At 60.5% G+C, this 18,100-nt stretch carries 22 protein-coding genes; 14 read left to right on the forward strand and 8 right to left on the reverse strand.

The genetic code is table 11. The annotated features are described in order from the left end of the window. Positions 1–12 precede the first annotated feature (12 nt). The 5 genes from NH234_RS09915 to NH234_RS09935 all read right to left on the reverse strand — a co-directional run bounded on the left by NH234_RS09915 (position 13) and on the right by NH234_RS09935 (position 2,786). The gene (locus NH234_RS09915; RefSeq protein WP_007960011.1) at positions 13–384 is read right to left on the reverse strand and encodes a glutathione S-transferase N-terminal domain-containing protein; all 372 of its coding nucleotides are present in this window, start codon (positions 382–384) and stop codon (positions 13–15) included. A gap of 104 nt (positions 385–488) precedes the next feature. After that, positions 489–1,034, reverse strand: a complete 546-nt coding sequence (gene folE, locus NH234_RS09920) for a GTP cyclohydrolase I FolE (protein WP_003204506.1) — start codon at positions 1,032–1,034, stop codon at positions 489–491. 77 nt (positions 1,035–1,111) lie between these two features. Next, on the reverse strand, positions 1,112–1,669 hold the full coding sequence (locus NH234_RS09925; protein ID WP_085732349.1) for a Smr/MutS family protein: 558 nt from the start codon (positions 1,667–1,669) through the stop codon (positions 1,112–1,114). A 74-nt stretch (positions 1,670–1,743) separates the two neighbouring features. Further along, positions 1,744–2,064, reverse strand: coding sequence for a hypothetical protein (locus NH234_RS09930; RefSeq protein WP_096822944.1), 321 nt, complete (start codon positions 2,062–2,064; stop codon positions 1,744–1,746). A 131-nt stretch (positions 2,065–2,195) separates the two neighbouring features. Next, positions 2,196–2,786, reverse strand: coding sequence for a cysteine hydrolase family protein (locus NH234_RS09935; protein ID WP_085732351.1), 591 nt, complete (start codon positions 2,784–2,786; stop codon positions 2,196–2,198). 239 nt (positions 2,787–3,025) lie between these two features. On the opposite strand from NH234_RS09935, the gene prmB reads away from it, so the two are divergent. Continuing rightward, positions 3,026–3,934, forward strand: a complete 909-nt coding sequence (gene prmB / locus NH234_RS09940) for a 50S ribosomal protein L3 N(5)-glutamine methyltransferase (RefSeq protein WP_085710643.1) — start codon at positions 3,026–3,028, stop codon at positions 3,932–3,934. Between the two features lie 42 nt (positions 3,935–3,976). On the opposite strand, the gene NH234_RS09945 is transcribed toward prmB, so the two are convergent. Next, entirely contained in the window at positions 3,977–4,768 is a 792-nt protein-coding gene (locus tag NH234_RS09945) for a hypothetical protein (RefSeq protein WP_085732353.1), read from the reverse strand. Positions 4,769–4,865: 97 nt separating this feature from the next. Further along, positions 4,866–5,819, reverse strand: a complete 954-nt coding sequence (locus tag NH234_RS09950) for an alpha/beta fold hydrolase (protein ID WP_085732354.1) — start codon at positions 5,817–5,819, stop codon at positions 4,866–4,868. A 130-nt stretch (positions 5,820–5,949) separates the two neighbouring features. Between NH234_RS09950 and aroC the strand changes: the two genes are divergently transcribed. The 5 genes from aroC (at position 5,950) to mtnC (ending at position 10,168) form a co-directional block, all read left to right on the forward strand. Then, positions 5,950–7,041, forward strand: coding sequence for a chorismate synthase (gene aroC, locus NH234_RS09955; RefSeq protein WP_085732355.1), 1,092 nt, complete (start codon positions 5,950–5,952; stop codon positions 7,039–7,041). Between the two features lie 31 nt (positions 7,042–7,072). After that, a complete protein-coding gene (locus NH234_RS09960; RefSeq protein ID WP_085732356.1) occupies positions 7,073–8,218 on the forward strand; it encodes an MFS transporter in 1,146 nt (381 codons plus the stop codon). Continuing rightward, positions 8,215–8,841, forward strand: a complete 627-nt coding sequence (locus NH234_RS09965; protein WP_085710648.1) for a methylthioribulose 1-phosphate dehydratase — start codon at positions 8,215–8,217, stop codon at positions 8,839–8,841. The genes NH234_RS09960 and NH234_RS09965 overlap by 4 nt, the downstream gene beginning before the upstream one ends. A 93-nt stretch (positions 8,842–8,934) precedes the next feature. Beyond that, positions 8,935–9,480: an acireductone dioxygenase gene (locus NH234_RS09970; protein WP_085710649.1), complete on the forward strand. Its 546-nt coding sequence runs from the start codon at positions 8,935–8,937 to the stop codon at positions 9,478–9,480. A 4-nt stretch (positions 9,481–9,484) separates the two neighbouring features. After that, positions 9,485–10,168 carry an acireductone synthase gene (gene mtnC, locus NH234_RS09975; RefSeq protein ID WP_367256399.1) on the forward strand — a complete coding sequence of 228 codons (684 nt, stop codon included), beginning with the start codon at positions 9,485–9,487 and terminating at the stop codon, positions 10,166–10,168. Positions 10,169–10,245: 77 nt separating this feature from the next. On the opposite strand, the gene NH234_RS09980 is transcribed toward mtnC, so the two are convergent. Next, positions 10,246–10,524, reverse strand: a complete 279-nt coding sequence (locus tag NH234_RS09980) for a DUF3509 domain-containing protein (protein WP_085732358.1) — start codon at positions 10,522–10,524, stop codon at positions 10,246–10,248. A gap of 388 nt (positions 10,525–10,912) precedes the next feature. Between NH234_RS09980 and NH234_RS09985 the strand changes: the two genes are divergently transcribed. From NH234_RS09985 to NH234_RS10020, 8 genes are all read left to right on the forward strand, one after another. Next, the gene (locus NH234_RS09985) at positions 10,913–12,751 is read left to right on the forward strand and encodes a long-chain-acyl-CoA synthetase (protein ID WP_367256401.1); all 1,839 of its coding nucleotides are present in this window, start codon (positions 10,913–10,915) and stop codon (positions 12,749–12,751) included. A 97-nt stretch (positions 12,752–12,848) separates the two neighbouring features. Next, positions 12,849–13,367 carry an ankyrin repeat domain-containing protein gene (locus NH234_RS09990; RefSeq protein WP_085608799.1) on the forward strand — a complete coding sequence of 173 codons (519 nt, stop codon included), beginning with the start codon at positions 12,849–12,851 and terminating at the stop codon, positions 13,365–13,367. 91 nt (positions 13,368–13,458) lie between these two features. Beyond that, positions 13,459–13,989 (forward strand): hypothetical protein, encoded by a 531-nt coding sequence (locus tag NH234_RS09995; RefSeq protein WP_085732360.1) that lies wholly within the window; start codon positions 13,459–13,461, stop codon positions 13,987–13,989. Between the two features lie 71 nt (positions 13,990–14,060). Then, the gene (locus NH234_RS10000) at positions 14,061–14,252 is read left to right on the forward strand and encodes a PLDc N-terminal domain-containing protein (protein WP_367256402.1); all 192 of its coding nucleotides are present in this window, start codon (positions 14,061–14,063) and stop codon (positions 14,250–14,252) included. A gap of 135 nt (positions 14,253–14,387) precedes the next feature. After that, positions 14,388–15,263, forward strand: a complete 876-nt coding sequence (gene speE, locus NH234_RS10005; protein WP_085690505.1) for a polyamine aminopropyltransferase — start codon at positions 14,388–14,390, stop codon at positions 15,261–15,263. Positions 15,264–15,417: 154 nt separating this feature from the next. Then, positions 15,418–15,651 (forward strand): hypothetical protein, encoded by a 234-nt coding sequence (locus tag NH234_RS10010; RefSeq protein WP_367256403.1) that lies wholly within the window; start codon positions 15,418–15,420, stop codon positions 15,649–15,651. Between the two features lie 209 nt (positions 15,652–15,860). Further along, positions 15,861–16,208: a ribonuclease E inhibitor RraB gene (locus NH234_RS10015; protein WP_007960698.1), complete on the forward strand. Its 348-nt coding sequence runs from the start codon at positions 15,861–15,863 to the stop codon at positions 16,206–16,208. Between the two features lie 476 nt (positions 16,209–16,684). After that, positions 16,685–18,094 carry a circularly permuted type 2 ATP-grasp protein gene (locus tag NH234_RS10020; RefSeq protein ID WP_039769936.1) on the forward strand — a complete coding sequence of 470 codons (1,410 nt, stop codon included), beginning with the start codon at positions 16,685–16,687 and terminating at the stop codon, positions 18,092–18,094. Positions 18,095–18,100: the final 6 nt, after the last annotated feature.

Here is an 18,100-nt window from a genome sequence, read left to right on the forward strand (position 1 = left end):
GGTTTTTTTGAGTCAGACCGCGGCGAACCGCTTGTTCAGATATTCGATGATGGTGTTGGACTCATACATCCAGGTGGTCTGGCCGTTCTCTTCGATGCGCAAGCACGGCACCTTGATCTTGCCACCCTGTTCCAGCAGGGTCTGGCGATCCTGCTCGTTGTTCTTCGCATCCTTCAGGGCTACCGGAACGTTCAGGCGACGCAGGCTGCGGCGGGTCTTCACGCAGAACGGGCAAGCGTGGAACTGATACAGGGTCAGGTCCTTGGCGGCGGCGTCAACCTGGGCCTGGGCAGCGGCGGGGCGCTGCTTCTTGCCCGGGCGGGTCAGGAAATCAACGAAGATGATCAGTTGGCCGAGGCCGACACGAAGCGCTTTGACGAACACGTTACAAGCCTCACAGGGACATTGAAGAAGGCGCGCAGCTTACCCGATTTTTCACGGACGAAAAAAAAACCGACGATCAACGCCGGTTTTTTTTGTGTCACGAATTACTTGATCAGGCTGAGAAACTCGCTGCGAGTCGCTGCGTTTTCGCGGAACTCACCGAGCATCACCGAAGTGATCATCGACGAATTCTGCTTCTCCACACCGCGCATCATCATGCACATGTGCTTGGCCTCGATCACCACGGCCACGCCCAGCGCGCCGGTGACCTGCTGGACCGCATCGGCGATCTGGCGGCTGAGGTTTTCCTGGATCTGCAAGCGGCGGGCGTACATGTCGACGATCCGCGCGACCTTCGACAGGCCCAGCACTTTGCCGCTCGGGATATACGCGACGTGGGCCTTGCCGATGAACGGCAGCAGGTGGTGTTCGCACAACGAGTACAGCTCGATGTCCTTGACCAGCACCATTTCGCTGTTGTCGGAGCTGAACAGGGCACCGTTGGTGACCTCTTCGAGCGTCTGTTCATAACCGCGGCAGAGGTACTGCATGGCTTTGGCGGCACGCTTTGGCGTGTCGAGCAGGCCCTCGCGGGAGACGTCCTCGCCCAGTTGGCCGAGAATCGCGGTGTAATTCTGTTCCAGGGACATGAAACTACCTGTGGGGATTTTCGCAAAGGGCAAGGGTACGGTGGCGGACACAACCCTGCAAGTTCGGTGTAACGGGATTATTCGTCGCGGCCTTCCATCATGGTGCGTTTGAGCATCACGTAAACCGCGCCGGCGCCGCCGTGTTTCGCCTGGCACGAGCAGAAACCGAGCACTTGCGCATGCTGGCGCAGCCAGGTGTTGACGTGGCTTTTGATCATCGGCCGCTTGCCGTCCAGACGCACAGCCTTGCCGTGGGTGACGCGTACGCAGCGGATTTCGAATTTGGTCGCTTCGGCGAGAAAGGCCCACAGGGTTTCGCGGGCTTTTTCGACGCTCATGCCGTGCAGGTCGAGGCTGCCTTCGAACGGGATCTGCCCGACTTTGAGCTTGCGCATCTGGCTTTCCTGCACGCCGTCGCGGGCCCACATCAGCTCGTCTTCGGGACCGACGTCGATCACGAACTGATCGGACAGACCATCAACGGTGGTGGTTTCGGTACGGATGGTGGCGGACTGGCGCAGCTTGGCGATCTGTGCACGGTCAGCCTTGGGTTTGCCGGTGTCGGCGCGGTCGTGCTTGATCGGCTTGACGCCTTGGATCGCACTTTTGAACAGGGAAAAATCGTCGTCTTGCATATCAGCCTCCGCGAAGGGCGGCCAGTTTACCCAAACAGACACAAAACGGCCCGGCAAAAAGCCAGGCCGTCGATTCAGTCGTGTTTTTTCATCAGGTGCGGGGACATGTTCAGCTCCCGCGATTGCCGTGCGCGACGCCGGCAACGGCGCCACAGGGCCACGCCGAAATACAGGAACAACAGGCCGACAGCGAGAATGATCGCCGAACCCATCGGGGTTGCGTTCAAGTCGCCGAGTGCCGGTGGGTGCCCCAGCAGGCTGGCAGCCCCGGCCAGTGCCAGCAGCACGCCGAACGTCGCCAGGATGGCGGCGATCGCTGCGCCGAAACGAAAACGCCAGTTGCTTTGGCCTTTGGGCCGCAAGCGGCGTGCGTCAAATCCATCGGATAACTTCATTCCGACCTTCCTCAATGGGTATCGGCCCTTCGACCGGGAGTTGACCGGGTTGTTCCTGAGGCTAGGGTAATTGAAGCAAATGCGAGGCTTTTGCGGATGAGCGGCGGGCCGGGCCGCTCATTGGCGGTCGATCAGATCAGGTCATTGGTCAGCGCGAGGGTGGCGAAGTTGTCGGCCATGATCGCCATTTCCGCCTCCTGAACCTGTTCGGCACTGAGCACGCGGCCCTTGAACGGCAGGTCCCGGGTGGCGCAGGCGTCTTCGACCAGGGTGCAACGGAAACCCAGGTTTTTCGCGGCACGCACGGTAGTGCTGACACTGGAGTGGCTCATGAAACCGCAGACGATCAGGTCGAGCGAACCGAGGGTTTGCAGACGATCGTAGAGTTCGGTGCCGTGGAAAGCGCTCGGCAGCAGTTTGCCGATGATGGTTTCATCACCCTGGGGTTCCAGACCGGGGATGAATTCGCCGCGTTCGCCTTGCGGGTCGAACAGACCGCCGACGGTGCCGAGGTGGCGCACATGCACGATCGGACGGCCGGCCGCGCGGGCGGCGGCAACCAGTTGTTTGATGTTCGCGACAGCCGCGTCCATGCCGCTCAGGGCCAGCGGGCCGCTGAGGTACTCTTTCTGGGCATCGATGATGACCACGGTGGCATGGCTCAACGTGGCCGCTGCGTAACCGCGACCGCTGAGTTGAAACATCGTTTTTGGAACGGACATTCTGGGGCTCCTTGGGGTGGGGCTTTTGCGACATTGTCCTCTGGCTGAGCGGTTCTGTGAATCGCTACGATCGTAGGCACCGTCGTTACTGGCCTGCAGCCTCGTCAAGTTACACGTTCTGTTCAATAGCTGATAAGGAATTCGGAACACTCCTACCGTCGCCCCGGGATTTTTCCTGCGTCGTCGTGGCGCGTTTTGGCTGGTAGAATCGCCAGTCGTTTTTTCTGGAGTTCTGCCCCGTGATCACTTCCCGACTTCGTACCCTGCGCGACCACATCCGTTGGGCCGTCAGCCGCTTCCATGGGGAGGATCTGTTTTTCGGCCATGGCACCGACAATGCCTGGGACGAAGCCCGGCAGCTAGTGCTCGGTGCCTTGCACCTGCCATGGGAAATCGCCGACAGTTATCTGGACTGCGCGCTGGAAGACGACGAACTGGTCAACCTGCAACGCCTGCTCAAGCGCCGCATCGAAGAACGCATTCCGACTGCCTACCTGCTGGGCGAAGCGTGGTTCTGCGGCATGTCGTTCATCGTCGATGAGCGCGTGCTGATTCCGCGTTCGCCGATTGGCGAGTTGATCGAAAACCGTTTTGCACCGTGGATCGGCGACGAACCGGCGCGGATTCTCGACTTGTGCACCGGCTCTGGTTGCATCGGCATTGCTTGCGCCTACGAGTTCCAGAACGCCGAAGTGGTGCTGGCGGATCTGTCGTTCGAAGCGTTGGAAGTGGCGAACCAGAACATCGAGCGTCATGGCGTTGATGAGCGTGTGTTCACTGTGCAGGGTGATGGTTTTGACGGTCTGCCGGGTCAACGTTTCGACCTGATCGTGTCGAACCCGCCCTACGTCGATGCGGAAGATTTCGCCGATATGCCGGACGAATACCAGCACGAGCCTGAACTGGGCCTGGCCTGCGGCGATGACGGTTTGAACCTGGTGCGCCGGATGCTCGCCGAAGCGGCGGATCATCTGACGGAGAAGGGGTTGCTGATTGTCGAGGTGGGCAACAGCCAGGTACACGTCGAAGCGCTGTACCCGGAAGTCGATTTCGCCTGGCTGGAATTCCAGCGCGGCGGGCATGGCGTGTTCATGCTGACCGCCGAACAATGCCGCGATCATCAGGCGCTGTTCGCTTCCCGCGTCTGACCTGAATTGATCGTTCCCACCTCGGTGGGAACGATCATTGGCTCAGCGGTGCGTGGCAATCCAGATCAGCAAACCCGCCTGGAACACCGCAAACGCCACCAGACACGTAATAGTGAAGCGCAGCCCGGCGTCTTCACGCTTGAACTTGCTGACCTTGTCTTCCTGTTTCTTCAGCTTCACTTCCTGCTCGGCCAGGTTCTGCTCGGCCTGCTGCAACATCTGCGCGGCCTCGAGAATCTCGACGATCTGCAGTTTTTCGCTGTTCCAGTCGCCCAGCAAGTCACCGACCTGGACTTCCTTGACGCTGCCCTTCAAATGCTGGGCGTCGGCGTAAACCACGTCAAAGCCATGCACCCGCAGAAAGTGATCGCGGCGCAGGCGTGTGTCTTCGTTCAGCGCGTCCTTGTTGTTCAAGTCCATGCCGTCGACGGTGTAGGTGGGCCAGCGTTTTTTCGCCCAGTTGATGCCCTGGGCGGCCATGAAGCGGCCGATGCCACGGTTCAGCGGTTCGATCTGCAAGCCGCTGTCCGGGCCGAAATGCACGCGTTTGGTCTTGTGGTCGACCCAAACATCGAGCTGATTCTGTTCCTTGCGCACGCGCTGCGCGGGCAGTTTGATCGCCATGCGCATCAGGCTGTGTTCTTTGCTGTTGCGCTCGGCATAACCGAATTCGACAAAGCGCAACGGCCGCCCGCCAGTGTTGCGGTCGGTCTGCAACGGCGCCAGGCGGAGCATCTTGTGGTGCTCGACGTGGACATCCGCCCATGGCAGCTCGACCGCTGGCAGTGCGTCTTTTTCAGCGGTGGTGTCGGGTGAAGTCTGGGTATCAGTCATAACGGCGAGATCCTGTCCAAGCTGCTTGTCGCCAGCCGGTACGCTGGCGACAAAGGCTTATCGGCCGTTTTTTTCAGGACTGGAGGGTGAAAAGACCTTAACGGGTGCGAAGTCCGTCAATAAATTCGAGGATCCGGGTGCCCAGTTCCGACGCCAGGGGCAGATTCGGGTCTTTGTAGGAGGCCACTTGCCGCTTCACGTCGTTGGGCACAATGCGCATCACGTGGTTCATCCCTTCGATCAATGCCAGGGTCGCATCGGGTTTTGCCGCCTTGAGCAGGTTGGCGTCATCGACCTGAACCTGAATGTCGTTGCTGCCCTGGACGATCAGGGCCGGCATTTTCAGTTGGGCGAAGGCGGCGGACGGATCCTGCCGGAACAGCGAAATCAGATACGGCTGCACGCTCGGGCGGAAAATCGCCTGCAACGGCGCTGGCACATTGTCGTCGGTGTGGCCGGCCTTGAGGCTGTCGAGCAGTTCATTGCTGCGCTGCATCAACGGCGGTGGAAGGCTGCGGGCCAGTTGCCGGCGCAAAACCTGATCGATCGGCCGGGCGGTGCCGGACAGCGAAATGACCGCAGCGGCGTCGACTTTCGGTGCGGCCAGGCTGGCGATCAGCGCCCCCTCGCTGTGGCCGAGCAGGATCAACGGACCGAAACGCGGGTCAGCCTTGAGCTTCTGGCCCCAGGCCACGGCGTCCGCGACATAGGCGTCCACCGACAGATTGCGCTCATCCGGCGTCGCGGCCAGGCTCGCGGCCACCCCGCGCTTGTCGAAACGTACGCTGGCGATATTGTGTTTGGCCAGCACCCAGGCCAGCCGCTTGAGGCTGTCGTTGCGCCCGCCGTCGGGGTTGTTTCCGTCACGATCCGTAGGACCCGAGCCAGAAAGAATGAGGACAACCGGCACCGGATTGTCAGACTTTGGCAGCAACAGCGAGCCGAAAAGTTCGCCGCTGCCGGTGTCCAGAGTCACCGGACGTTGCAGGACAGTTGCCTGGACGAAGCCAGTAAACAGGGTAAGGCTCAAGATCAAAACTCGCAGCATCATCACGCCATCATTTGCAAAGGTGCCGGTTGGACTCACCAACACCGCCAAGGTTCGAGGATGAACTACTCGGTTAGCCTGCGTATACTGGCGCGCATCATGAATTTGGGTTTGATTTCACGGAGCGTTCTGCATGTCCGGCAATACCTACGGCAAGTTGTTCACTGTCACCACCGCGGGCGAAAGCCATGGTCCGGCGTTGGTCGCCATTGTCGACGGCTGCCCGCCGGGCCTGGAGATTTCCCTTGAGGACCTGCAACGCGACCTCGATCGCCGCAAGCCGGGCACCAGCCGCCACACCACCCAGCGCCAGGAAGCGGACGAAGTCGAAATCCTCTCCGGCGTGTTCGAGGGCCGCACCACCGGCTGCTCCATCGGCCTGCTGATCCGCAACACCGACCAGAAGTCCAAGGATTACTCGGCAATCAAGGATTTGTTCCGTCCGGCCCATGCCGACTACACCTACCACCACAAATACGGCGAGCGCGATTACCGCGGCGGCGGTCGCAGCTCGGCGCGGGAAACTGCGATGCGCGTGGCGGCCGGTGCGATTGCCAAGAAATACCTGGCGACCCAGGGCATCGTCATTCGCGGCTACATGAGCCAGCTTGGTCCGATCGAAATTCCGTTCAAGACCTGGGAATCGGTGGAGCAGAACGCCTTCTTCAGCCCGGACCCGGACAAGGTTCCGGAACTGGAAGCCTACATGGACCAGCTGCGCCGCGATCAGGACTCGGTCGGGGCCAAGATCACTGTGGTCGCCGAAGGTGTGATGCCGGGCTTGGGCGAGCCGATCTTCGACCGTCTCGACGCCGAACTGGCCCACGCGCTGATGAGCATCAATGCGGTCAAAGGCGTGGAAATCGGCGCCGGTTTCGCCTCGGTCGCCCAGCGTGGCACCGAGCACCGCGATGAAATGACTCCGGAAGGTTTCCTCAGCAACAACGCTGGCGGCATTCTCGGCGGTATCTCATCCGGTCAACCGATCGTCGCCCATCTGGCGTTGAAGCCGACGTCGAGCATCACCACGCCGGGCCGTTCGATCGACATTCATGGCAACCCAGCGGAAGTTATCACCAAGGGCCGTCACGATCCGTGCGTCGGCATCCGCGCCACACCGATTGCCGAGGCGATGATGGCCATCGTGCTGATGGATCACCTGCTGCGTCACCGTGGCCAGAACGCCGATGTGCGCGTGAACACCCCGGTTCTGGGCCAGCTCTGATGGCTCAACTCACAGCCGCCGCGGTCTGACCGTGGCGGCGCTCCCGTACTGGCGGCTGTCCAGTTTCTATCTGTTCTATTTCGCCTTGCTCGGCTCGACGGCGCCGTTTCTGGCGCTGTACTTCGATCACCTCGGATTCAGCGCCGCACGTATCGGCGAGCTGGTGGCGATCCCGATGCTGATGCGCTGCGTGGCGCCGAACATCTGGGGCTGGCTCGGCGACTACACCGGCAAACGCCTGGCCATCGTGCGCTTCGGCGCAGTGTGCACGCTGCTGACCTTCTCACTGATTTTCGTCAGCAAGACCTACGCCTGGCTGGCAATGGTCATGGCGTTGCATGCGTTCTTCTGGCACGCGGTGTTGCCGCAGTTCGAAGTCATTACCCTCGCGCATCTGCAAGGCCAGACCTCCCGTTACAGCCAGATCCGGCTGTGGGGCTCCATCGGTTTTATCATCACCGTGGTCGCGCTCGGGCGATTGTTCGAATGGCTCAGCCTCGACATCTACCCGGCGGCGCTGGTGTTGATCATGGCCGGCATTGTGCTCAGCAGTCTGTGGGTGCCGAACGCCCAGCCGCCTCAGGGCAACCGGCCGACGGGCGAGGGTTTTCTCCAACAGTTGCGCAGTCCCGGGGTACTGGCGTTCTACGGTTGCGTGGCGCTGATGCAGATGAGCCACGGGCCGTATTACACCTTCCTGACCTTGCACCTCGAGCGACTGGGTTACAGCCGAGGCGTGATTGGCATGCTCTGGGCGGTCGGCGTGGTGGCGGAAGTGCTGATGTTCATGGCGATGAGCCGGATCCTCGCGCGTTTTTCCCTGCGTCGCGTGCTGATGGCGAGTTTTCTGCTGGCGGCGCTGCGCTGGTTGCTGCTAGGTTCGTTCGCCGAATTCCTCTGGGCGCTGCTGTTTGCCCAGGTGTTGCACGCTGCGACGTTCGGCAGCTTTCATGCCGCTGCCATCCAGTTCGTGCAACGTAGCTTCGGTGCTCGTCAGCAAGGGCAGGGCCAGGCGTTGTACGCGGCGCTGGCCGGCACCGGCGGTGCGCTCGGTGCGTTGTATTCCGGCTACAGCTGGAATGCCCTCGGCGCGACATTGACCTTTAGTATTGCCAGTCTCGCAGCGCTCGCTGCTGCCGTTATCATTGCCACACGTATGCAAGAGGACAGGCCATGAGCCTTACCCGTGAACAGCTTGCCCAGCAAATCGTCGATGCCGGGCGTTTTCTTTATGGTCGCGGCTGGTCGCCGGCCACCAGCAGTAACTATTCGACGCGCCTGTCGCCGAGCGAAGCGCTGCTGACCGTGTCCGGCAAGCACAAGGGCCAGTTGGGCCTGGACGACGTGCTCGCCACCGACCTGTCCGGCAACAGTCTGGAACCGGGCAAAAAGCCGTCCGCCGAAACCCTGCTGCACACCCAGCTCTATAGCTGGCGTCCGGAGATCGGCGCGGTGCTGCACACCCACTCGGTGAATGCCACGGTGCTGTCGCGCCTGACGCCCGAAGACTTCATCGAGTTCGAAGACTACGAGTTGCAAAAAGCCTTCAGCGGCATTTCGACCCACGAATCCCGGGTGCGGGTGCCGATCTTCGACAACGATCAGGACATTGCGCGCCTCGCCGCCAAGGTGCAGCCTTGGCTCGACGCCCATCCCGATTGCGTCGGTTATCTGATTCGCGGCCACGGTCTCTACACCTGGGGCGCGCAGATGAGCGACGCGTTGCGCCAGATCGAGGCCTTTGAATTCCTGTTTGAATGCGAGTTGAAGACCCGCAGTGTCATGAACCGCCAAGGCTGACGTCACCAGAACCAGCCCATTTGCCTGATGAATGCAGTGCCCGACCGGTCTCGAAGAACCGGACGGCAAGGCCGATACCGAGGAATTGCCCCCATGAGCAGCCTGTCCGTCTATCACGTTTCCAGCCCTGAGATTCCGAACAAGGTGCTGACCCATTTCGAAGATATCGCCTCGACCCTGGCCGAGCAGGGCGTGCGTTTCGACCGCTGGCAAGCCGCCGCGAAGATCCAGCCCGGTGCCAGCCAGGAAGAAGTGATCGGCGCCTATAAAGAGCAGATCGACAAGCTGATGACCGAGCGCGGTTACATCACCGTCGATGTGGTCAGCCTCAACAGCGATCACCCGCAAAAAGCCGAGTTGCGCGCCAAGTTCCTAGAAGAACATCGCCATGGTGAAGACGAAGTACGCTTTTTCGTTGCCGGCCGTGGCCTGTTTACCCTGCACATCGACGATTACGTCTACGCCGTGCTGTGCGAGAAGAACGATCTGATTTCGGTGCCGGCGGGCACCAAACACTGGTTCGACATGGGCGAGAACCCGCACTTTGTCGCGATCCGCCTGTTCAACAACCCTGAAGGCTGGGTTGCCAATTTCACCGGCGAAGACATCGCCGGTCGCTTCCCGCGTCTGGAGGACTGAGTCGATGTCGATCAAGGTCATCCTCACCGATATCGAAGGCACCACCAGTGCGGTGAGTTTTGTGTTCGACGTGCTGTTCCCGTATGCGGCGAAGCACCTGCCGGATTTCGTTCGCCAGAACGCCCAGCGCGCCGACGTCGGCGAACAACTGGACGCCGTGCGCCGCGACAGTAATGAGCTGCAAGCGGATGTCGAACGTGTGGTCGAGATTCTGTTGAGCTGGATCGCCGAAGACCGCAAAGCCACACCGCTCAAAGCGTTACAAGGGATGGTCTGGGAGCAGGGTTATCAGGCCGGGCAGTTGAAGGGGCATGTTTACCCGGACGCTGTCGAAGCGCTCCAGCGCTGGCATCAGGCCGGGTATCAACTGTTTGTTTACTCGTCCGGCTCGATCCAGGCGCAGAAGCTGATTTTCGGCTGCTCGGAAGCCGGGGATCTGACGCCGCTGTTCAGTGGCTACTTCGACACCACGTCGGGCCCCAAACGCGAAGCGCAGTCCTACAGCAATATCCAGCAGGCCATCGGGGTCGAGCCGCAGGAAATCCTGTTCCTGTCCGACATCGTGCAGGAACTCGACGCCGCCCAGGCCGCCGGCCTGCAGACCTGCGGGTTGGCCCGTGAAGGCGGAGAGCTGGAAGGCCATGTAACGGTCGACAGCTTTACCGGGATCGAACCGGAAGCGTTCTGACTCCACACAATCGACGCGCAAAAAAACAGGCCGTGAAGCGAAAGCTCCACGGCCTGTTTGTTTATGCGGCGTTCGAATTACATCGAGTGATAGGTCGGCAGGGCAAAACGCTGCTGGCTTTGCAGCATGCCGATCTGCGGCAGCTCACTGGCCTGTTCCGCCAGGTCACGGCGAATCGCGCTGATCGCCCACGACAGTTGGTCGGCGGTATGCAATTGCTGATAGGTGAGCGCACGTTTGAACACTTTGCCGTCGGCACTCTTGAGCGTCAGCAGGATCCCGCCATCGGGGCGCGGTTGGGTGGTGACGTCGAAGTTGGAGAACAGGGAGGTAAATTTTTCTTGGATCAGGCTCATGTCTTTCAGCTCCGTATGCACTTGAATGGCAAGCATGCGGAGAAGGTTGCAGCGATTGTGCCAGTATTTTGTTTTTGTAAATCCCTTATAAATCAATAAGTTAAAAATTTTGCAAATTCAGCTTGTCGTGCAATCTGCATGAATGGCCATCGTGCATCCTGCATTTTGCGGGATCGCAGTCGATCCGATGGAACCATTCCCTGCGGCCGCAATCACGTTTCGCCTTGTATCGCAGGCGGATACAAAACATTGCAAAAACCGCGTGTACAGCCCGAGAAGCCCTGACGTATTTTCGGCCTCGACCCTCGCTCGAGAAGCGCCGGTTGCCTCACCCGATTGCCCGACAATAAAAATCCGGCCTGCACGTCAAGGCCGAACGGGAGCTGCCATGAGTCACGCGCCTAGCGACACGATTACCTGGGGCATGATGCTCCGCAAACTGCCGATGATCGCCAAAGCCATCCCTCGGGTGGTGAAAGGCATGAAGGTGGCCAACGTCAAGGATCCGACCCAAACCTGTGGCCTGGGCTGGACATTCGAGCAAGCGACCCTGCGCAATCCCGAAGGCCCCGCGCTGCTGTCCGGCGACGTGGTGCTGAGTTATTCACAGGTCAACCAGTGGGCCAACCGCATCGCCCACTATCTGATCGGGCAGGGCATCGGCAAAGGCGATGTGGTAGCGGTGTTCATCGAAAACCGCCCGGAACTGCTGGTAACGATTCTGGCGCTGGCCAAGGTCGGTGCCGTCAGCGCGCTGCTCAATACCTCGCAGACCCGCGACACGCTGATCCACAGCATCAATCTGGTGGCGCCGGTGGCGATTGTCGTCGGCGAGGAGTTGCTGCCAGCCTTCGCGGCTGTGCGCGAGGAAGTGTCGATTCCGACAGCGCGCGTCTGGTTCGTCGCCGATCAGGATACTTTCAGCCATCCGGGCATCGCTCCAGAGGGTTACATCAACCTGATCAGCGCCAGTGCCGACGCACCGGGCGACAACCCGGCCAGCAGCCGGCAGATTTTTTTCGATGACCCGTGCTTCTACATCTACACCTCCGGCACCACCGGCTTGCCCAAGGCCGGGGTGTTCAAGCACGGACGCTGGATGCGCAGCTCGGCGAGCTTCGGCATGATAGCCCTCGACATGCGCCCGGACGACATCGTCTATTGCACCTTGCCGCTTTATCACGCCACCGGGCTTTGCGTGTGCTGGGGTTCGGCGGTCAATGGCGCGTCGGGTTTCGCGATTCGCCGCAAGTTCAGCGCCCGCCAGTTCTGGAACGACGTACGCCGCTACCGCGCCACCACCATCGGCTACGTCGGCGAGTTGTGCCGTTATCTGGTGGATCAACCGGTCAGCAGCGATGACAGCCGCCATGACGTGCGCAAGATGATCGGCAACGGTTTGCGGCCCGGTGCCTGGGCCGAGTTCAAGACCCGGTTTGCGGTGGATCACATCTGCGAACTGTACGCGGCCAGCGACGGCAATATCGGTTTCACCAACATTCTCAATTTCGACAACACCATCGGCTTCTCGCTGATGGCCTGGGAACTGGTCGCCTACGATCAGGACAGCGGCGAGCCGATTCGCGGTGGCGACGGCTTCATGCGCAAGGTCGGCCGGGGCGAGCGCGGCCTGTTGCTGGCGCGAATCGACGACAAGGCGCCGCTGGACGGCTACACCGATCCGCAGAAAACCGCGAAAGTCGTGCTGCAAGACGTGTTCACCAAGGGCGACCGCTTCTTCAATACCGGTGATCTGTTGCGCAACATCGGTTTCGGCCATGCGCAGTTTGTCGATCGCCTCGGCGACACCTACCGCTGGAAGGGCGAGAACGTCTCGACCACCGAGGTCGAGAACCTGCTGCTCCAGCATCCGCACATTTCCGAAGCCGTGGCCTATGGCGTGGAAATCCCCAACACTAATGGTCGCGCCGGCATGGCGGCGATCACCCCGGCCGAATCTCTGGCGACGCTGGACTTCACCGAGCTGCTGGCCTTCGCCCGCCAGCGCATGCCGGCCTATGCGGTGCCGCTGTTCCTGCGGGTCAAGGTGAAGATGGAAACCACCGGCACCTTCAAATATCAGAAGACGCGCCTGAAAAACGAAGGCTTCGATCCCGGCCTGACGGGCGATGATCCGATCTATGCCTGGCTGCCGGGCACCGAAACCTATGTGCAGGTCACGGATGAAATCCTTGCGGACATACAGGCAGGCAAGTTCCGTTATTGATATTGGCTATCGCGATGCTTGGAAAAAAGGGGGTGACAGCTATCGCCGTGCTCGGGAAACTAGTGGCTTTCCGATTGACCGAAAGTGGAGTTGCCCCATGTCCGACCAAAGCCGCCAGATGACCCCCGAAGAAGCTGCCGAATTCACCGAGCAGGTATTCAACAAGGCGCGCGAAGGCGATGCGGTGATGCTGGATCGCCTGATCACGGCCGGTCTGCCGGTGAACCTGACCAACAGCAAGGGCGACACTCTGTTGATGCTCGCCAGTTACTACGGACATGTGGACGCGGTGCAAGTGCTGCTCAAGCACAAGGCGGACCCGGAACAACGCAATGGCAACGGCCAGAGCCCGATTGCCGGCGCGGCGTTCAAGGGTGATCTGGCGGTGGTCAAGGCGTTGGTGGCCGGTGGCGCGCAGATTGAAGGCGCATCGTTCGATGGCCGCACGGCGCTGATGATGGCGGCGATGTTCAACCGCGTTGAAATCGTCGACTTCCTGATCGACCAGGGCGCCGACCCGAAGGCCAAGGACGCCAACGGCATCACCGCGCTGGACGCGGCCCGCACCATGGGCGCTGTGGACACCACTGCGCAGCTGGAAAAACTGCTGGGCTGACACCGTCGGTCCGCAGCCGGCTCTGTGGCGAGGGCGAGAATACGCTATCCTTCGCGCCCTCGAAATTCCTCAAGCCACAGGACCTGCCCCCATGAAAGCCGCACTCGCCGAACTCATCAGCAAAATCAGCTCCGGCTGCATGGGCGAAGACGAGATCCAGAAAGTCGCCGATGAAGCCGCACAGGCCTACGCCGATGCCGACGCTTTTCTGACCGCCAATCCGGACATCAACTACGACGACACCTTCCCGATTCCGTTGGGCGAGTGGGTCGTGGTCGGCAGTCTGCCGGAGACCGTGCTGTTTCAGGCTGACACCTATGTTGACCTGTTCGCGCAGATCGTGGCTTCGTTCGGCCCGGGTGTGGAGTTCAACCTCAAGCCCAAGCAACTGGCCAAGACTGAGGCGCTGACCGCGCTTAACCGCATTCAGGTGCAGATGAGCAGCCTGAACAAGGAAAACGGCGGTTACACGCTGATGAACTTCAGCCAGTTGCTCGACGACGAGCTGCAAATGGTGCTGGTCTACGGCAACGACGTGCCGCGCGTGCTGGAGCTGTGCGCCGAAGTCGGCATCGCCGCCGCGCCATCGCTGGAAGCCTTGAAGGTCGCCGTTCACGTCTGAACGCAATAAAAGGGAACCCTGCGCGCGACCGTCTATCCTAAAAGTGCACGCCACTATTCTGGAGCGACACCATGGGTTCCACGTTCAACGGCCTGATCGGCCTGATCATCCTTGCCCTCGACATCTGGGCGATCATCAACGTGCTGAAAAGCGGCGCCGAGACCGGGATGAAAATCCTCTGGGTGCTGTTGATCATCCTACTGCCGGTGCTGGGCCTGATCATCTGGGCGATCGCCGGGCCGCGGGGCGATGTGCGGATCTGACCGTTCGCACCATGGATTGCGCGGGGCCGATGAACTGAGGTTCGACCTGTCATCTTCGGCAACGTAGAATGCGCGCCTTTCCCGGGCAATCGAACCTGACGATTGGCGCCCGCGCATTCATCGGAGCACTTCACCATGACCGTCACCAAGACCAGCGAATACCTGGAAACCCTCTACGAAGGCTACGGCCAGCGTTTTCGCATGGAAAAACTGCTGCACGAAGTGCGCACCGAACACCAGCACCTGGTGATCTTCCAGAACCCGCGCATGGGTCGGGTGATGGCGCTGGACGGCGTGATCCAGACCACCGAAGCCGATGAATTCATCTACCACGAAATGCTCACCCACGTGCCGATCCTTGCCCATGGCACCGCCAAGCGCGTGCTGATCATCGGTGGCGGCGACGGCGGCATGCTGCGCGAAGTGACCAAACACGCCAGCGTCGAGCACATCACCATGGTCGAGATCGACGGCACCGTGGTCGACATGTGCAAGGAATTTCTGCCGAACCACTCCAAGGGCGCTTACGACGATCCACGCCTGAACCTGGTGATCGATGACGGCATGCGTTTCGTCGCGACCACCACTGAAAAGTTCGACGTGATCATTTCCGACTCCACCGACCCGATCGGCCCGGGCGAAGTGCTGTTCTCGGAAAACTTCTACCAGGCCTGCCACCGCTGCCTGAACGAGGGCGGCATCCTCGTGACCCAGAACGGCACGCCGTTCATGCAGATCGAAGAAGTGAAAACCACCGCCGGTCGCCTGCGCAGCCTGTTCCCGGACTGGCACTTCTATCAGGCGGCCGTGCCGACCTACATCGGCGGTTCGATGACCTTCGCCTGGGGCTCGACCAACCCGGCCTACCGCAAGCTGAGCCGCGAAACCCTGCAGCAGCGCTTTATCGGCAGCGGCATCGTCACCCGTTACTACAACCCGGAAATCCACATCGGCGCCTTCGCCTTGCCGCAATACGTGCTGCAAGCGGTGAACAAGCCAAGCAACGACTGATCACTCAGCCGTCATCACTGTGGGAGCAAGCGACTTCGCTCCCACAGATGAAATGTTTTTCATGTTTCACCGGTGTAAACCTTTTGAACGATCATTCCTGACAAAAGTCGAGATAGTTGTAAGCCCATTTGCGGGTTTGTTCGAGGAGGCTCCAATGCAAAAGTGGAAAGTCACTTTCGTGGATGATCACGGTGAAATTGTCGATGAAGTCTTCGAACGTGCGGAATGCCCCAGCGACGATGAGGCCGCACGACTGATCAAGGAACGACTCCTTCCTGTCGCCGCCGCACTGGATCTCAATGATCTGGAAGGGCGTACCTCCGATGCAGGCGCCAAAAGCCTGAAGACCCAGAACAGCATCGAAATCCGCAGCATCACTCCCGTCTGAAAAACTTCTTGTCCGTAACGCACCAGGCCTTGGCAGCGGCTCTATCTTGGGGCTACTCTGCAAGCGAGATCAGCGAACGGATCGCTAAGGTCTGGTCTTGTCAGCTACATGCTTGTTTCCCGCCGGCAACACGGTTGCCGTAGCGCTTGAGCCGTTCGGCCAGTGCAGGGAATACGGAAAGTCTATCCATCTATGCGAGGGGGACGTTCATGAGCACAGCCTATCAAGAAGACATCAGCAGCAACGTGCTGCGCCGCATGAAAGAAGGCGGTTTCGATTTTTCCCGATTCCATCCCATCGAGTTCTACGCCATTTTCCCGGACGAGGAGCGGGCGCGCAGGGCGGCAGGCAAGTTTCGCGGTGAATCGATCAATGCCCAGGTCAGTGCGCGCGACGACGGCGCGTGGTCCCTGGAATTGAGCAAGGTGATGTACGCAACCTACGACGACATCGGCGATTTCGAACAGGGCTTTTCGGCGGTGGTCGAGCCTCTGGGCGGCATCATCGAAGGTTGGGGCGTGAAGCAGGAGGTGCGCAACCGCCATCGTTTGAACTGATCACCCTCGCAACACGTCGAGCAACGGCTGACCTTCGGGTCGGCCGTTGTCGTTTCTGCAGCTTGAACATTGCATGGCAAAACCCTGAAACAAGAATCCGGCGCAAAAAAAAGCCACCTGAAGAGGTGGCTGAAAGGGAAGACCGGAAGGAGAGGAAACCGGTCAGGGTTACGGCCGGGAGGGCTGCCGGGGCAGTCCGGATCAGTTGGGCTGCGTGCTTCGTCAGGGACGTTTTGCAGCGGATGCGCGGATTATCCGCAGCCGGCGCCGGGCAGTGAAATCAACTCTGACTATGCTGGTGATAGGCGACGGGACTGCGTCGCAATGAGGCGGGGGCGATCAGGTTGGGGCATTTGCCGCACAGGAATGGTGCGGTGCGTGTGGCGTGAATATCCAACCGATTGAAATCAAAGCGTTTATGCCGATGGCACGGGCCTTGCGAAGGCCTGTAGGTCCGGAGTGACAAGGAGTACGGCATGATCCGCACCTATTTTGATGAAATGTACGATGCCGGCGGCCAGATCCGCCCGCATTACCGGGAGTTTGCCCGCTGGCTGGCGGAAACGCCTGACGAACTGCTAGCCCAGCGGCGACGCGAGGCCGATCTGCTGTTCCATCGTGCCGGGATCACTTTCACGCTCTACGGGGACGAGCAAGGGACAGAACGTCTGATTCCCTTCGACACCATTCCGCGCAGCATACCCGCCAGCGAGTGGCGGATCGTCGAGCGCGGCTGCATCCAGCGGGTCAAGGCGTTGAACATGTTTCTCGCCGACCTTTATCACGAGCAACGCATCATCAAGGCCGGGATCATTCCCGCCGAGCAGGTGCTGGCCAACGAGCAATACCAGTTGGCGATGCAGGGGCTGGATCTGCACCGCGATATCTATTCGCACATCTCCGGCGTCGATCTGGTGCGCGACGGCGACGGCACCTATTACGTGCTCGAGGACAACCTGCGCACGCCCAGCGGCGTCAGCTACATGCTCGAAGACCGCAAGATGATGATGCGCCTGTTCCCTGAACTGTTCGCAGCCCAGCGCATCGCTCCGATCGACCATTACCCGAATCTGCTGCTCGACACCCTGAAAAGCTCAAGCCCGATCGACGATCCGAGTGTCGTGGTGCTGACACCGGGGCGGTTCAACAGCGCGTTTTTCGAACATGCGTTCCTGGCCCGGGAAATGGGCGTGGAGCTGGTGGAGGGCGCGGATCTGTTCGTGCGCGACGACAAGGTTTTCATGCGCACCACCGACGGCCCGAAAGCGGTGGACGTGATCTACCGCCGACTCGACGACGCGTTTCTTGATCCATTGGCATTCCGCCCGGATTCGATGCTCGGCGTGCCGGGCCTGCTGTCGTCGTATCGCTCCGGCAACGTGGTGCTGGCCAATGCCATCGGCACCGGGGTGGCGGACGACAAGTCGGTGTATCCGTTCGTCACCGAGATGATCCGTTTCTACCTCGATGAAGAGCCGATCCTGAAGAACGTGCCGACCTGGCAATGCCGTAATCCGTCTGAACTATCCCATGTACTGGCCAATCTTCCGGATCTGGTGGTCAAGGAAACCCAGGGCTCCGGCGGTTACGGAATGCTCGTGGGGCCGGCGGCGACAACCGCGGAAATCGATGCATTCCGCGAGCGGATCAAAGCCAAGCCCCACGCGTACATCGCCCAACCGACGCTGTCGCTGTCGACCTGTCCGACCTTTGTCGAAAACGGCATTGCGCCGCGCCATATCGACCTGCGCCCGTTCGTATTGTCTGGCCGCGAAACCCGGGTCGTGCCCGGCGGTTTGACCCGTGTGGCCCTGCGTGAAGGCTCTCTGGTGGTGAATTCATCCCAGGGCGGCGGAACCAAGGACACCTGGGTGGTTGAGGATTGAAGGAAG

The sequence above is a fragment of the Pseudomonas sp. stari2 genome (assembly GCF_040760005.1).
Classification (GTDB): Bacteria; Pseudomonadota; Gammaproteobacteria; order Pseudomonadales; family Pseudomonadaceae; genus Aquipseudomonas.